Origin of the sequence: Rhizobium sp. BK275, from assembly GCF_014193555.1 — a bacterium.
Classification (GTDB): Bacteria; Pseudomonadota; Alphaproteobacteria; order Rhizobiales; family Rhizobiaceae; genus Rhizobium.
Genome location: NZ_JACHZL010000006.1, coordinates 17,946 through 32,973 on the forward strand (window position 1 = coordinate 17,946; position 15,028 = coordinate 32,973).

The 15,028-nt window shown below is 60.5% G+C and carries 12 protein-coding genes and 1 tRNA gene; 6 read left to right on the plus strand and 7 right to left on the minus strand.

The window, feature by feature from the left end; translation table 11 throughout:
* Positions 1-113: 113 nt before the first annotated feature.
* The 4 genes from mutT to FHT82_RS19035 form a co-directional block, all read right to left on the minus strand.
* Complete coding sequence (mutT, locus tag FHT82_RS19020; protein ID WP_183734249.1) at positions 114-527, minus strand: 8-oxo-dGTP diphosphatase MutT; 414 nt, start codon at positions 525-527, stop codon at positions 114-116.
* Complete coding sequence (locus FHT82_RS19025) at positions 524-1,330, minus strand: GNAT family N-acetyltransferase (RefSeq protein ID WP_183734250.1); 807 nt, start codon at positions 1,328-1,330, stop codon at positions 524-526. Before FHT82_RS19025 ends, mutT begins: the two co-directional genes overlap by 4 nt.
* Positions 1,311-2,552: a bifunctional glutamate N-acetyltransferase/amino-acid acetyltransferase ArgJ gene (gene argJ / locus FHT82_RS19030; protein ID WP_183734252.1), complete on the minus strand. Its 1,242-nt coding sequence runs from the start codon at positions 2,550-2,552 to the stop codon at positions 1,311-1,313. Before argJ ends, FHT82_RS19025 begins: the two co-directional genes overlap by 20 nt.
* Before the next feature lie 117 nt (positions 2,553-2,669).
* Positions 2,670-3,554: a peptidylprolyl isomerase gene (locus FHT82_RS19035; protein ID WP_183734254.1), complete on the minus strand. Its 885-nt coding sequence runs from the start codon at positions 3,552-3,554 to the stop codon at positions 2,670-2,672.
* Positions 3,555-3,802: 248 nt separating this feature from the next.
* Here FHT82_RS19035 and secA point away from each other — a divergent pair, with 248 nt between their 5' ends.
* From secA to FHT82_RS19050, 3 genes are all read left to right on the plus strand, one after another.
* Positions 3,803-6,520, plus strand: a complete 2,718-nt coding sequence (gene secA / locus FHT82_RS19040; protein WP_183734256.1) for a preprotein translocase subunit SecA — start codon at positions 3,803-3,805, stop codon at positions 6,518-6,520.
* Between the two features lie 156 nt (positions 6,521-6,676).
* Positions 6,677-8,092 (plus strand): oligosaccharide flippase family protein, encoded by a 1,416-nt coding sequence (locus FHT82_RS19045; RefSeq protein WP_183734258.1) that lies wholly within the window; start codon positions 6,677-6,679, stop codon positions 8,090-8,092.
* A complete protein-coding gene (locus FHT82_RS19050; protein ID WP_183734260.1) occupies positions 8,093-9,370 on the plus strand; it encodes a GNAT family N-acetyltransferase in 1,278 nt (425 codons plus the stop codon).
* Here the strand turns inward: FHT82_RS19050 and FHT82_RS19055 are convergent.
* Positions 9,345-10,997: an AMP-binding protein gene (locus FHT82_RS19055; protein WP_183734261.1), complete on the minus strand. Its 1,653-nt coding sequence runs from the start codon at positions 10,995-10,997 to the stop codon at positions 9,345-9,347. The two genes, FHT82_RS19050 and FHT82_RS19055, sit on opposite strands and share 26 nt — an antisense overlap.
* A gap of 222 nt (positions 10,998-11,219) precedes the next feature.
* Between FHT82_RS19055 and FHT82_RS19060 the strand changes: the two genes are divergently transcribed.
* Entirely contained in the window at positions 11,220-12,200 is a 981-nt protein-coding gene (locus FHT82_RS19060; RefSeq protein WP_183734263.1) for an aldo/keto reductase, read from the plus strand.
* 117 nt (positions 12,201-12,317) lie between these two features.
* Here FHT82_RS19060 and FHT82_RS19065 read toward each other — a convergent pair whose 3' ends face one another.
* Positions 12,318-12,896, minus strand: a complete 579-nt coding sequence (locus tag FHT82_RS19065; protein WP_183734264.1) for a TetR/AcrR family transcriptional regulator — start codon at positions 12,894-12,896, stop codon at positions 12,318-12,320.
* Between the two features lie 124 nt (positions 12,897-13,020).
* Here FHT82_RS19065 and FHT82_RS19070 point away from each other — a divergent pair, with 124 nt between their 5' ends.
* Positions 13,021-14,316, plus strand: coding sequence for an MFS transporter (locus FHT82_RS19070; RefSeq protein WP_183734266.1), 1,296 nt, complete (start codon positions 13,021-13,023; stop codon positions 14,314-14,316).
* 85 nt (positions 14,317-14,401) lie between these two features.
* A tRNA-Leu gene (locus tag FHT82_RS19075) sits at positions 14,402-14,486 on the plus strand.
* Positions 14,487-14,601: 115 nt separating this feature from the next.
* On the opposite strand, the gene FHT82_RS19080 is transcribed toward FHT82_RS19075, so the two are convergent.
* The gene (locus FHT82_RS19080) at positions 14,602-14,907 is read right to left on the minus strand and encodes a hypothetical protein (protein ID WP_183734268.1); all 306 of its coding nucleotides are present in this window, start codon (positions 14,905-14,907) and stop codon (positions 14,602-14,604) included.
* Positions 14,908-15,028: the final 121 nt, after the last annotated feature.

The window sequence follows — 15,028 nt, forward strand, 5'->3', positions numbered from 1 at the left end:
TTAAATACACACACGCCAGTTGCTTGAGTGAGGCCGATCATTGCCAGAAGGTGCTAAATGATCGATTAATATCCACAGGCGAAATCGACGTTTCGCATTAATAATCAGAAAAGCTAAAGTAAATCCTGCAGCACCGGGATGAGCGGCTCGTCGGCCGGCGGCATCGGGTAATCGCGCAGCGCCTGCGGGCGCACCCATTTGATCGCCTGTCCCTCACGACCGTGTGGAATGCCTTGATAACGGCGGCAGACGTAAAGCGGCATCAGCAGATGGAATGTATCGTAGCTGTGACTGGCGAAGGTCAGCGGCGCAAGACATGGTACCTTGGTCGTGATGCCGAGTTCTTCGTTCAACTCGCGTACCAGCGTCTCCTCCGGTGTCTCGCCGGATTCCACCTTGCCGCCGGGAAACTCCCACAGGCCGGCAAGCGACTTGCCCTCCGGCCGCTGCGCCAGAAGGATACGCCCGTCCGTGTCGATCAGCGCGCAGGCGGCGACCAGAAGCAGCCTCTTTCCGGCTTCGCTCATTCGCAGCGCTCCTGCCAGTAGCAGTAGTGATAGGCATCACGGAAACCAAGACGCTCATAAAGCGCAATCGCCGGCGCGTTGGAAAGCTTCACCTGCAGCCAGGCGGTGCGGGCGCTACGCATCCGCGCCCAGCGTAAGGCCGAGGTCAGGATTTCTACGCCGAGACCCCTGCGGCGATGCCCATCGGCAACCGAAAGCGACATGATGCCGGCAAGATCGTTGTCCTGCACGCAGAGAACCGTTGCCAGCGAGCCAAGGATGGCATCCTCGATCATGAAAAGGCCTGATGGCGGCTTGATTGCCGAGATGATCTCGGCAAGCGCCGGCTTCAGCGATACTGGCGCCTGATCGACTGCAAGGTTGGCATCGACGAACCGGCCGACATCGTGGGTCGGAAGATGATCGAGCGTATCGGGCAGATCGGCCTGCGAGAGATCGCAGACCATGACCGCCGTTTCATCGAAACGCTCCCATCCCTGCTCCTTGAGCAGGCCGATCAGAACAGGCGAGGCAAGAGGCGTCTCACGCACGATAGCGGGACGGCCATAGGCCTCGAACTTGCGGCTTGCCTTCTCCAGCCTGATTTCGACATCACGATGGTCGGAAGGATCGAGCGGCACGATGGAGTTCAGGCGGTTGGAAGGATGGCCCGCGGTCAGGCGGACCTGCCAGCTTCCGTCATATTGCACGGACGCAGCCGGCCAGGCACGAAAGCCCACGGCCTCCAGCCGCCGGACCAACGGCAGGTTCTGCTTCGGAAGAGATGCCTGCATCAACGAACGGTCAGCTCCGGTAGTCGCCATTGATCGCAACATATTCCTTGGTGAGGTCGCAGGTCCAGACCGTAGCCTTGCCCGAGCCAAGACCAATGTCGACTTTGACAGGAATATCCTGCTTCTTCATCACGGCGGATGCGGCATCCTCGGAATAGGCTGGATCGCGCTCGCCGTTGACGGCGACGCGCACGTCACCGAACCAGATGGCGAGCCGATCGCGGTCGGCCATTTCGCCGGCCTTGCCGACGGCCATGACGATACGGCCCCAATTGGCATCTTCGCCGGCAGCCGCAGTCTTGACCAGCGGCGAATTGGCGATGGAGAGAGCGATCGTCTTGGCGGCGGCATCGCTCTCCGCACCGGTCACGGTGATCTCGAGCATCTTCGTGGCGCCCTCGCCGTCGCGGGCGACCTGGATCGCCAGATCCTTGAGGAGTTCGTTGAGGGCTGCGCGGAATGCGCCGAGCTGCGGATCGTCCGCGCTCACGATGCGCGCCTGTCCGTCAGCTGCCGCTGCACCCGTCGCAAAAAGCATCAGCGTGTCCGAGGTCGAAGTGTCGCTGTCGACGGTCATCGAGTTGAAGCTCGGCTCGACGCCGGCAGACAGCAGCGACTGCAGGGCAGAAGAAGCGATATCGGCATCCGTGACGACGAAAGAAAGCATGGTCGCCATGTCGGGCGCGATCATGCCGGCACCCTTGGCAATACCGTTGATCGTCACCTTGACGCCGCCGATTTCGGCAGTGCGGGTTGCAACCTTCGGATACGTGTCGGTGGTCATGATGGCCTTGGCGGCCTCGAACCAGAAATCACCGGTGGCATCGGCATGCATCTTGTCGAGCACGCCGGAAAATTTGGTGGCGTCGAGCGGTTCGCCGATGACGCCGGTCGATGCAAGAAAGATCTCATTTTCGCTGCAGCCGACTGCTGCAGCGGCCGACTTTGCCGTCAGCTCGGTCGCAGCGCGGCCCTTCATGCCGGTAAAGGCATTGGCATTGCCTGAATTAACGACGACGGCGCGCGCCGTGCCATGCGGCAGGTTGGTCCGGCAGAAATCGACCGGTGCGGAGGGGCACTTCGACTTCGTGAAGACGCCGGCAACGGCAGCCGGAGCGTCGAAGACCATCATCAGCACGTCCGTCCGGCTCTTATACTTGATGCCGGCTGAAGCGGTTGCCATGCGCACACCGCGAAGTGCTGGCAGCGAGGCAAAGGTTTTCGGGGCAAGCGGAGAAACGGTAGCGGACATGGAATGTGACCTGCCAATGAGCATTTCCAGGCGAAATGAAAACCGGTGCGCCATCCGGAAATGCGACAACAACAATGATAGTGAAAGGTCCGGAAGAACCGGACCCAAATCTAATGATTACTGCTGCGGTGCGGGTGCCGGCGCGGGTTCGGCACCCGGCTCAGGCTGCTTGTTCGCGTCTTCGTAACCCTTGCGGAGCGTTTCGTCCATGATATCGACCTTGGCCGAAGCCTTCGCCTGGTTCAGGAGCGCAAGATACTTGTCGCGCATGACGAGCTGACGAACCTGATCCTTGACCTGGTCGAACGGCGGCGGCGGAGCGTCACGCTTATCTTCTACCTTGATGACATGGTAGCCGAAATCGGTCTTCACAGGGGTCTTGGAATAGGTGCCCTTCTCAAGCGCGAAGGCTGCGTCCTCGAATTCCTTGACCATGCGGCCGCGGCTGAAATAGCCGAGGTCGCCGCCATCATCCTTATTCGGATCGGTGGACTTTTCCTTGGCGAGTTCGGCAAAATCCTTGCCGGCGTCGAGCTGCTTGATGACGTCCTTGGCCTCGTCCTCGGTCTTGACGAGGATATGGCGGGCGTGAACTTCTTCCTGCTTCGGCAGCGCGGCGACTTCCTTGTCGTAGCGTGCCTTCACATCGGCATCGGTCACGGTGTCGACGACATGCTTCTTGAAGTAGGCGTTGTGAAGTTCGCGGTCGGTCAGATACTGCATGCGCTTCTTGAAATCATCAGTCTGGTCGAGCTTCTCGGCAGTAGCGTCGGCAGCAAGCAGCTTCACGTCGATGGCGGCAGAGAGTGCCGCGACCTTCTTCTGGTCGTCGGGGAGTTGCGCGAGCTGCGGATCGAGATTGGCCACAGCCAGATCGAGCTCCGACTGGTGGATTTCCAGATTGCCGACTTTGGCGACGACGGCGTCATCGGCATAGGCCGGAGCCTGGAAGGCGACGAAGGCCGTAAACGCCAGCGCAGCAAGTTTGTTGGTGCTCAACATCAAATAACCCTTCACAATTATACCCGCCGGCTTCAGCTTTCGTGAATCCAGCCCGAAAACAGCCTTCAACACCGGAATGTGGCCTTTCTATATCAGCCAAATCCGTTGACATCATTTGCCCCCCCTCTTATCTGTCACGCAACCTCGCGTCCAGAACAGTTTCCGGGCGTTTTCAAGCGTGCGCCTGTTTTTCGGCTGGGTAGCGAATAAGAAACGTCGGGGAAGAATATTCAGAAAGGACCAGTCATATGGTCAGCTTTGGCGGTATTGCCCGCAAGTTATTTGGCTCTGCCAACGATCGTCGCGTGCGGTCCTTCCAGCCGAACGTCGCCGCAATCAACTCTATTGAAGAGAAGACCAAGGCGCTGACGGATGATCAGCTTGCCGCAAAGACGGTGGAGTTCCGTGCTCTCCTCGCAGAAGGCAAGACGCTGGACGACATCCTGATCCCGGCCTTCGCGGTCGTGCGCGAGGCCTCCCGCCGCGTCCTTGGCCTGCGACCTTTTGACGTACAGCTCGTCGGTGGCATGATCCTGCATTCCAACGCCATTGCCGAAATGAAGACCGGCGAAGGCAAGACGCTGGTCGCCACCCTGCCGGTCTATCTGAACGCGCTTGCCGGCAAGGGCGTGCATGTCGTCACCGTCAACGACTACCTGGCTCAGCGTGACGCGGCGACCATGGGCCGCCTCTACGGCTTCCTCGGCCTGACCACTGGCGTCATCGTCCACGGCCTTTCCGATGAAGAACGCCGCGACGCTTACAACTGCGACATCACCTACGCGACCAACAACGAACTCGGCTTCGATTATCTGCGCGATAATATGAAATACGAGACGAACCAGATGGTCCAGCGCGGCCACAACTTCGCGATCGTCGACGAAGTGGACTCGATCCTCGTCGACGAAGCCCGCACGCCGCTGATCATCTCCGGCCCGCTCGATGACCGCTCCGACCTCTACAACACGATCGACACCTTCATTCCGCTGCTGTCGCCGGAGGATTACGAAATCGATGAAAAGCAGCGCTCGGCGAACTTCTCCGAAGTCGGCACCGAGAAGCTGGAAAACCTGCTGAAGCAGGCCGGCCTCCTGAAGGGCGCTTCGCTCTATGACATCGAGAACGTCGCGATCGTCCATCACGTCAACAATGCGCTGAAGGCCCATAAGCTGTTCCAGCGCGACAAGGATTACATCGTCCGCAACGGCGAAATCGTCATCATCGACGAATTCACCGGCCGCATGATGCCGGGCCGCCGTTATTCGGAAGGCCAGCACCAGGCGCTCGAAGCCAAGGAAAAGGTGCAGATCCAGCCGGAGAACCAGACGCTGGCCTCGATCACCTTCCAGAACTATTTCCGCATGTACGACAAGCTTGCCGGCATGACCGGTACTGCTCAGACGGAAGCGGAAGAATTCGGCAACATCTACAATCTCGATGTTCTCGAGGTGCCGACCAACCTGCCGATCAAGCGTATCGATGAAGACGACGAGGTCTACCGGACCGTCGAGGAAAAATACAAGGCGATCATCGCCGAGATCCTGGACGCTCATAAGCGCGGCCAACCGGTGCTCGTCGGCACGACCTCGATCGAGAAATCGGAGTTTCTGGCGGAGCTGATGCGCAAGCAGGGCTTCTCGAACTTCCAGGTTCTGAACGCCCGCTACCACGAGCAGGAAGCCTATATCGTCGCTCAGGCCGGTGTGCCGGGTGCCGTGACGATCGCCACCAACATGGCCGGCCGCGGTACCGACATCCAGCTCGGCGGCAACCTCGACATGCGTATCGAGCATGAGCTTGGTGAAGTCGAACAGGGTCCCGAGCGCGACGCCAAGGTCGAGGCGATCCGCGAAGAGATCAAGCAGCTTAAGGAAAAGGCGCTTGCCGCCGGCGGTCTTTACGTCATCGCTACCGAGCGTCACGAAAGCCGCCGTATCGACAACCAGTTGCGCGGTCGTTCCGGCCGTCAGGGCGACCCCGGCCGTTCCAAGTTCTACCTGTCGCTTCAGGACGACCTGATGCGCATCTTCGGCTCCGATCGTATGGATAGCATGCTGCAGAAGTTGGGCCTCAAGGAGGGCGAGGCGATCGTCCATCCCTGGATCAACAAGGCTCTGGAACGCGCGCAGAAGAAGGTCGAAGCCCGCAACTTCGATATCCGCAAGAACCTTCTGAAGTACGACGACGTCCTGAACGACCAGCGCAAGGTCATCTTCGAACAGCGTGTCGAGATGATGGAAGCTCCCAATATTTCCGAGACCGTGTCCGACATGCGTCGCGAAGTGGTCGACGATCTGGTCACGACCCATATCCCGGAACGCGCTTACGCCGAACAGTGGGATGCCGTCGGCCTGAAGACGCAGGCCGCCAACATCCTCAACCTCGACCTTCCGATCGAGGACTGGGTGAAGGAAGAAGGCATCGGCGAGGACGACATCCGCGAACGCTTGACGGAAGCCACCAACGCTGCCTTCAACGAGAAGGTCGAGCGCTTCGGCCCCGATATCATGCACTATGTCGAGCGCCAAGTCGTGATGCAGACGCTCGACCATCTGTGGCGCGAGCATATCGTCAATCTCGACCACCTGCGTTCCGTCATCGGTTTCCGCGGCTACGCCCAGCGCGATCCGCTGCAGGAATACAAGTCGGAAGCCTTCGAGCTCTTCACGTCGCTGCTCAACAATCTGCGCCAGGCCGTCACCGCACAACTGATGCGCGTCGAGCTGGTGCAACAGGCTCCGCCGCAGCCGGAGCCGCCCGTCATGCAGGCGCATCATCTGGACCCGACGACCGGCGAGGACGAATTTACGAACACGACCTATCAGGCGCTTGAGGTCACAGTCCCGCCGGAAAACCGCAACCCCGACGATCCCCAGACCTGGGGCAAGGTCGGCCGCAACGAAGCCTGCCCCTGCGGCTCGGGCAAGAAATACAAGCACTGCCACGGTGCTTTCGAACAGGTTTGAGAATGGCGCCTTCGGGCGCCATTTTCTTTTGCCTTTCTCCCATTTTTGGACATCAGCCGCAGGTACTCTGGTATCCCTGACAATACTGTTTCTTAACCCTGGTCTGGCAAGACTCGCCGGTACGAATGCCCTGCCCTTAGAGTTTTGCGTGTTAAAATGGCGGTCATAGAAACAGCGGAAAAGATGCTGCCCGCAGGGTTGCGGCCGATCGCCGGCCGTGCGTTGCGCATGCTTGCCGCGGTGCTGACCGAACGGGGTGACAAGGCGACCGCGCAGCGCATGGCGTTGACCGCCTTCTCGATCCGCATCCTGAGCGCCGCACTCGCCTTCCTGTCACAGATCGTGCTCGCCCGGCTGATGGGTGAATATGAGTACGGCATCTTCGTTTTCGTCTGGGTGCTGGTCGTCCTCTGCGGCGATCTTTCCTGCCTAGGTTTCCACACCGCGATCGTCCGCTTCCTGCCGCAATATCGCGCGGCCGGCGCCTTTGCCGAAATCCGCGGCCTGACGGGTACAGCGCGCATCTTTTCCATGCTCTCGGGCACGACCGTTCTCATCGCCGGCATGCTTGGCCTGCATTTCTTCGGCGATAGGATCGAAAGCTATTATCTGGTGCCGATCTTCCTCGGCCTTATGGCCATGCCGATGATCGCGCTCGGCGATATCCTCGAAGGTACGTCACGGGCCAACCATTGGCCGGTCATGGCGCTCAGCCCGGTCTACATCGTCAGGCCGATCCTCATTATCCTCTTCATGCTGGCTGCCATCCTCTTCGGCGCGCCGCACACGGCGGTTACCGCCATGCAGGCAGCCCTTGCGGCAACCTTCGTCACTGCTCTCGGCCAGTACGCTGCCACGCTCTACCGGATGCGCAAGCACTATGATGCCGGCCCGCGCAAAGTGGATTTTCTGGAATGGCTGGGTGTCGCCTTCCCGATCTTCCTGATCGAAGGCGTGAGCTTTCTGCTGACCAATTCCGACGTCATCGTCGTCGGCATCTTCCTGGAGCCGCATGACGTCGCGATCTATTTCGCAGCCGCCAAGACCATGGCTCTGGTGCATTTCATCAATTTCTCGGTGAAAGCTGCCTCCGGCCCCCGCTTCTCCTCCATCATCGCCGAAGGCAACCAGACCGATCTTGCGGCCGCCGCTGTCGATGCCGCCCGCTGGACGTTCTGGCCGGCTCTCGGCGTCGGTCTCGCGGTCGTGGCGGCCGGGCATCTGCTGCTGTCGCTTTTCGGCGGTGCCTTCACGGCTGGTTACATGCTGATGGCGATCCTGCTTGCCGGCATCCTCGCCAAGGCGCTGGTCGGTCCCGCCGAGACGCTTCTGATGATGGCGGGCAAGCAGAACCTCTGCGTCGCTCTCTATGCCGGAGCGCTCGCCGCCAATGTCGGCCTCAATATCCTGCTGATCCCGCACTACGGTATCGTCGGCACGGCGATCGCCACGGCCTCCGCCATGGCCGTAGAAGCGATCCTGCTGCATGTCTTCGTGCGCCGCGCGCTCGGCTTCACGCTTTTCGCCTTCGCAACCCCTTCCGCCGCAACGCCAGAAATGAGAGCCCGATAGATGGTACGCGTACCACCCATCACCGAGAGCACCGACAGCATCGCGAACCGTATGGTTCACGATCTTGCCGCGCTCAAGTTCGAAGCGCCGCAGGCCGAAGCACGGATCGAAATCGGCCGGCCGGGCCGTGAACTCTGCCTTTACCCCGGCAAGCTCGGCTACGATCTGCAGGAGGAACTGGACTTCCTCTCCAACCGCGCGATGGAGCCGAACGTCTTCTTCAGCGGCCGTTTCCTGGCACCTGCCATGCCTCGGCTGGAAGACCGGCAGGTCAATTTCGCCATTATCAGAGATCAGAACGAACATCGCAGCCGCATGCGCCTGCTCATGCCCTTCTCGGTCGACAAACCCGGTTTCGCCGTCGGCCCGTCGATCATCCGCGGCTGGGCAAACAGCTTTGGTCCGCTCGGCACCCCCTTGGTCGATGCCGAGGACGCGGCCGAGACGCTGGACAACCTCTTCGAGGGCCTGATCACGCCGGACCTCGGCCTGCCGGGCACGCTGGTGCTGCCGGACGTACGGCTGAACGGCATCTTCGTTCGCATGGCAAAGGCGGTGGCGCTCAGCCGCAACCTGCCGTTGACCATCGCCAATCCCTATGAACGGCCGATGCTGCAGAGCGATGACGACGCCGTGGTCTATCTCGGCCGCACCGTATCCTCCTCTCATTTGCGCGAGATGCGCCGCCAGTGGCGGCTGCTCGAAGAGCTCGGCACGGTCGTCCACACCGTTGCCCGCCAGCCTCGCGAGATCCACATGCGCTTCGAGGAATTCCTGGCGCTGGAGGCCGGCGGCTGGAAGGGCAAGCGCCGCAGCGCGCTGGTGACCGACCGCTATCACACCGCCTTCGCCCGCGAGGCCGTCTCCAACCTGGCGGAAGTCGACGCCGTGCGCATCCACACGATCGACCTCAAAGGCAGGGCGATTGCCTCGGTCGTCGTGCTGATGATGGGCGGCGAGGCCTATACCTGGAAGACAGCCTATGACGAAAGCTATTCCCGCTATTCGCCGGGCAAGCTGTTGATGAGCGAACTGACGGAATGGCATCTCGACGACGCCAATGTCATGCGCTCGGATTCATGCGCCGTCTCCGATCACCCGATCATGAGCCGCTTCTGGCAGGAGCGCGAGGAGATGGGCACGCTGGTGATCGGCCTGACGCAAAATGGCGACCGCGACATGCGCCAGGTCGCCGCCCAGCTTCACATGTACCGCAGCACCCGCAACATGGCGAAAATGCTGCGCGAGAAGATCATGTCGCTTGCCGGCCGCGGCTAATCTCTGCCGCAGCCCTTTCCCGCAACAGCCGGCGGATCACCTTGCCCGTGGTCGTCAGCGGCAGGGCATCGACGAATTCGACCTCGCGCGGATATTCGTGCATCGAAAGCCGCGTCTTCACCCAGTCCCGGATTTCCACTGCCAGTTCTGCATTCGGGCTGTAACCTGGCGAAAGCACGATATAGGCCTTGACGATCTCCGTACGCAGCGGATCGGGCTTGCCGATGGCCGCCGCAAGCTGCACGGCCGGATGGCCGATGAGACAGTCCTCGATCTCCGCCGGCCCGATGCGATACCCCGACGACGTGATCACATCGTCGTCGCGGCCGGCGAAGGTGACATAACCTTCCTTGTCCTGCCGGCCGATATCGCCGGTCAGCAACCAACCCTTGGCATATTTCCTCTCCGTCGCGTCAGGATCGTTCCAGTAGCCGAGGAACATCACCGGGTCGGGACTGGCAATGGCGATCTGCCCCTGCTCGCCGATCGGCAGCTCATCACCTTCATCGCTGACAACAGCCACTTTGTGGCCGGGTGAAGCACGCCCGATCGCTCCGGCCTTCGTCACGCCGAAGGCAGCGCTGGAGGACAACACGAAATTACATTCCGTCTGCCCGTAGAATTCGTTGACGATGATACCGAGCGTGCGGCGCGCCCATTCATAGGTTTCACGTCCCAGCGACTCGCCCGCCGAGCCGACGGTGCGCAGCACGAGATCATATTTCGAGCGCGGTTCCTCGACGGATTTCAGGAGGCGCAGCGCCGTCGGCGGAATGAAGGCGTTGCGCACCTTCATCTCGGCCATGATGCGATAGGCCATGTCGGCATCGAACTTCTGAGCCGGTGACGAGACGACAGGCACGCCGAGCAGCAGGCTCGGCAGCAGCGCATTGAGCAACCCGCCGGCCCAGGCCCAGTCGGACGGCGTCCAGACCTTGTCTCCGGCCTGCGGGAAACCTTCATGGGCGAACTGCATGCCGGGAATGTGGCCGGCGAGAACCCGGTGACCGTGCAATGCGCCCTTCGGCGGCCCCGTCGTGCCCGACGTGAAAATCATCAGCGCCGGCTCATCCGGTCCCGATTGCGCGATGTCGAAGACAGGCGGATAGGCCGAAACCAGATCGGCAAAGCCGAGCGTGCCAGCCGAGGCTCCCTCGATGCTGACGACATGTTGAATGTCGGGCAGACGATCGCGGATCTGGTTGATGCGTGCAAGCCCGAAGCCGTTGGTGACGACAACTTTCGCACCCGCAGTCTTCAGCCGGTATTCCAGCGCCTCGACCCCAAAGAGCAGCGCAAGCGGCAACGCGATCGCGCCCATCTTGTAGATCGCCACATGCGAAATGACCGTCTCGAAGGATTGCGGCAGGAGCAGCGCCACACGATCTCGCCTGCCGATACCAAGTGCTGCGAGCGCGTTGGCGAGGGACGAGGAGCGAGCGGCAAGTTCGCCGTAGGTCAACGACAGGTGATGGCCGTCGGGGCTGAAATGCTCGAGGCAGACGCGGTACGGATCACGCACGGCCCAATCGTCGCTGACGGCGCGGCCGATATTGAAATCCTCTGATATCTGCCAGGAGAAATCGCGGTAGAGCGTGTCGTATCGATCGCCGGGCGGCAGTTTCATAAGCATGATCCAGTAGAATGCTGCACCAGCTAACACCTCACCGTGCAGATGCGCAAGCGATGTAATCCGCAAGGATGAGACGACATTCCGCCCGCTCATCACGTATTATTGCGCTAACGGCAGAACACATTCTCCGCGTGCTCACTGAGACTTCGACGATTTCTGCACTACATCATGCGCATGCGTCTGGGGAGTCGCTGAAGTTCATTACGGAGCACTTTCATGGAATATGTAAAACTCGGGAAGACCGGTCTCGAAGTCTCGAAGATCTGCCTCGGCTGCATGACTTATGGCGATCCCAACCGCGGAAATCACGCCTGGAGCCTGCCGGAAGAGGAAAGCCGCGCGCTCCTCAAACAGGCGATCGATCTCGGCATCAATTTCCTCGATACAGCCAACACCTATTCCAATGGTTCCTCCGAGGAGATCGTCGGCCGCGCAATCAAGGATTTCACCAAGCGCGAGGATATCGTACTCGCGACCAAGGTGTTCAACCGCATGCGGCCCGGGCCGAACGGCGCCGGCCTGTCGCGCAAGGCGATCTTCGACGAGATCGACAACAGCCTGCGCCGCCTCGGCACCGACTATGTCGACCTCTACCAGATCCACCGCTGGGACTACACGACACCGATCGAGGAAACGCTGGAAGCCCTCCATGATGTCGTAAAGGCCGGTAAGGCGCGTTATATCGGCGCCTCCTCCATGTATTCCTGGCAATTCGCCAAGGCGCTCTACATTTCCCGCCTCAACGGCTGGACAGAATTCGTCAGCATGCAGGACCACCTGAACCTGCTCTACCGCGAGGAAGAACGGGAAATGCTGCCCTTCTGCGAGGATCAGAAGATCGCCGTCATTCCCTGGAGTCCGCTTGCCCGCGGTCGTCTGACCCGTGACTGGGACGAGACGACCAACCGCAGCGAGACCGACGAATTCGGCAAGACGCTTTATAGGCAGGCCGAAGATGCCGACCGCAAGATCGTCGAGAAGGTCGCCGAGATCGCCAAGGCCCATGGCATCTCCCGCGCGCAGGTCGCCACAGCCTGGATCCTACAGAAGAGCGCCGTTACAGCACCGATCATCGGCGCATCCAAGCCGAACCACCTGAGGGATGCCGTCGGTGCGCTGACGGTAAAACTGAGTGCTGAGGATATCGCCGCGCTCGAAGCCCCCTACATTCCGCACGATGTCGCCGGCTTCAAATAAGCCGCCGTCCCGCCGCTTGAAGGGTGGTTGAGGCCCGCAGGCGGCGATCCGATCACGCCCGCCAAACACCGAAGATCATAAGACAAGTAGTTTCAAGTGTGATAGATCGCACACGGTTTAAGGTTGCTGCTCCGGGTCGAGCTTGCGGCGCATCGTGACCAGAAACTGTTCGGCAAGTGCCCGGTCCTCGACCGCCCGGGCAAGGATAACGGCTCCCATCATCGAGGAAAGCGTTGTCGTCGCATTAGCGCGGCGCGCCTCCCTGGTTTCGCCAGGCATAATCTCCTCCAGCACATCGACCAGCGTCGACAGCCCTTCGCTGAAAGTCGCGCGCACTGCGCCTTCGCTGCGGCTGACTTCCTGGATCAGCGAGGCGAACACGCAGCTTCCGCCGGGATCATCGACCGTACGCCAGTGGATGTAGTGATCGAGAAGCGCCTGCAGTGGCCGATCGGGGTGGTCGGCAATCTGCTCACGCCAGCGCTCTTCCACGCGCTCGATCAGCTTGCGGCTGACCTCCAGCGCAAGATCGTCCTTCGATTCGAAATGGCCGTAAAACCCGCCATGCGTCAGACCAGCAGCCTTCATGATGTCGGCAACACCGACGCCGTCGAACCCGTTTTCGCGGAAGAGCACGCTGGCAGCCGTCAGGATCTTCTCGCGGTTTTCTGCAAATTTTTCGCGGCTGACCCGCATTTTTTGTCTCCGGAAATGGTCGCTTGACAATTTATATGATGTCCATCATCAATACGCAACAAATATGATGGCCGTCATCTAAAACACTCTTGTATGGTCCCCACGTCACAAACGGAATTTGCCCATGGTCTCTGCAGTCCTTGCATCATCCCTTGCCCGGCGAAACATTCACTATGGATGGGTCGTCGTCGCTGCCACCTTCCTGACCATGCTGGTAACCGCCGGCGCAATGGGCGCGCCGGGCGTCCTCATCAAGCCGCTGCAGGATGAATTCGGCTGGGAAACCTCGCAGATCTCGTCTGCCCTTGCCATCCGCCTGATCCTCTTCGGCCTGATGGGTCCGTTTGCAGCAGCCTTCATGAACTATTTCGGCGTCCGCAAGGTCATCGTCTTTGCGCTCGCGCTGATCGGTGCAGGCTTCATCGGCTCGTTGTTCATGACCGAGCTTTGGCATCTCTTGGCGCTCTGGGGCATCGTCGTCGGCTTCGGCACCGGGCTGACGGCCATGGTGCTGGCTGCCACGGTTTCCACACGCTGGTTCGTCAAGCATCGCGGCCTCGTCGTCGGTATGCTCTCGGCAAGTTCGGCAACCGGCCAGCTCGTTTTCCTGCCGCTGATGGCGGAATTGACCGAACGCTATGGCTGGCGCGCCACGGTCTTCTTCGTCTGCGCCATGATCATGGTCGCCGCCCTTCTCGTGCTGCTCTTCATGCGTGACCGTCCCTCGGATGTGAATCTGCCCTCGGTCGGCGAAACGCAGGTCGCCCCGGCTCCGACGCGTGGTACCCTCGGCGCAGCACTTGCAACGCCGATCACGATTCTGAGGGATATTTCAACGACATCAACCTTCTGGATCCTATTCGCCACCTTCTTCATCTGCGGTCTCAGCACCAACGGCCTCATCCAGACGCATTTCGTTACACTCTGCGGCGATTTCGGTATCATGCCGGTCGCAGCCGCCAGCGTTCTCGCTGTCATGGGCATTTTCGATTTCTTCGGCACGATCGGCTCCGGCTGGCTCTCTGACCGCTTCGACAATCGCTGGCTGCTCTTCTGGTATTACGGCCTGCGCGGTCTCTCGCTGCTTTTCCTCCCCTTCAGCGATTTCAGCTTCTACGGCCTATCGATCTTCGCCGTCTTCTATGGCCTCGACTGGATCGCTACCGTGCCACCGACAGTCAAGATCGCCGCCGACCGCTTCGGTCGCGAAAAAGCCGGCCTCGTCTTCGGCTGGGTCTTCGCCGGCCACCAGCTCGGCGCTGCAACCGCCGCCTATGGCGCCGGCCTATCACGTACGGCCCTGGAAAGCTACCTGCCCGCCTTCTTCATCGCCGGCGCCTTCTGCCTGCTGGCCTCGATCCTGGCGATCACGCTGAAGAAATCCGGCCTTACCGGACCGGGCGCAACGGTCCCCCACTAAACACAGAATTCGAAACAGCTAAACTTCGCCCGCCGTCTTGCACGCGCGGGCGAACGCATGTTAGACAGCCGCCTCGTATTTCGCTGCCCCATTGGCGGAATTGGTAGACGCGCTCGACTCAAAATCGAGTTTCGAAAGAAGTGCTGGTTCGACCCCGGCATGGGGCACCAAATATCTCTTAAATGGCTTTATGCTTCGCCCGCGCCCCGAAGGGCGAGGGCATAAGCCTTGGTGATCGATGTTGAGATCCTAGCGAAGTGGAATGCCGAGCCCTCAGTTCAGTCTTTAGTCACAACGGCGCACCGTTTTTGTGACAGTGCCTTCATCGGTCTGACGGGTGATGCTACGCGTGTAACAGCGGTCACGGTCCCGTTCGCGCCAGCGATCCCGTTCGCGCACCGCGCCGAACGTAATGCCGCGGTCGCTGATGGTAACGCCGGGGCGAGCCCGGTCACGGTCATAATGGTCATAACGGTCATATCCGTCATAGGAGCGCTCGCGGGTGACGGTCACGCTGTCTGCCATTGCAGGCGCTGCAGCCGAGCCCAGGGCAAGGGCAGCGATTGCGCAGTTGATGATGATCTTTCGCATCTGTCTTCTCCTTGTCTTCCTGTAGAGGCAACGACACGCAAGCTTAGTGGTTCCGCCCCAAAAGCCGGCCATTTAGGCCTAATCTATCCAAATCAGCTCTTTAACTTTGCCGGCGCTTCAT

What these genes read in the sequence shown, in the direction of transcription:
- FHT82_RS19050 (WP_183734260.1), top strand. Translation starts at nt 8,093, where the DNA reads ATGGTACGCGTACCACCCATCACCGAGAGCACCGACAGCATCGCGAAC.
- argJ (WP_183734252.1), bottom strand. Translation starts at nt 2,552, where the DNA reads ATGTCCGCTACCGTTTCTCCGCTTGCCCCGAAAACCTTTGCCTCGCTG.
- FHT82_RS19070 (WP_183734266.1), top strand. Translation starts at nt 13,021, where the DNA reads ATGGTCTCTGCAGTCCTTGCATCATCCCTTGCCCGGCGAAACATTCAC.
- FHT82_RS19065 (WP_183734264.1), bottom strand. Translation starts at nt 12,896, where the DNA reads ATGCGGGTCAGCCGCGAAAAATTTGCAGAAAACCGCGAGAAGATCCTG.
- FHT82_RS19080 (WP_183734268.1), bottom strand. Translation starts at nt 14,907, where the DNA reads ATGCGAAAGATCATCATCAACTGCGCAATCGCTGCCCTTGCCCTGGGC.
- secA (WP_183734256.1), top strand. Translation starts at nt 3,803, where the DNA reads ATGGTCAGCTTTGGCGGTATTGCCCGCAAGTTATTTGGCTCTGCCAAC.
- FHT82_RS19045 (WP_183734258.1), top strand. Translation starts at nt 6,677, where the DNA reads ATGGCGGTCATAGAAACAGCGGAAAAGATGCTGCCCGCAGGGTTGCGG.
- FHT82_RS19060 (WP_183734263.1), top strand. Translation starts at nt 11,220, where the DNA reads ATGGAATATGTAAAACTCGGGAAGACCGGTCTCGAAGTCTCGAAGATC.
- FHT82_RS19035 (WP_183734254.1), bottom strand. Translation starts at nt 3,554, where the DNA reads ATGTTGAGCACCAACAAACTTGCTGCGCTGGCGTTTACGGCCTTCGTC.
- FHT82_RS19055 (WP_183734261.1), bottom strand. Translation starts at nt 10,997, where the DNA reads ATGAAACTGCCGCCCGGCGATCGATACGACACGCTCTACCGCGATTTC.
- FHT82_RS19025 (WP_183734250.1), bottom strand. Translation starts at nt 1,330, where the DNA reads ATGGCGACTACCGGAGCTGACCGTTCGTTGATGCAGGCATCTCTTCCG.
- mutT (WP_183734249.1), bottom strand. Translation starts at nt 527, where the DNA reads ATGAGCGAAGCCGGAAAGAGGCTGCTTCTGGTCGCCGCCTGCGCGCTG.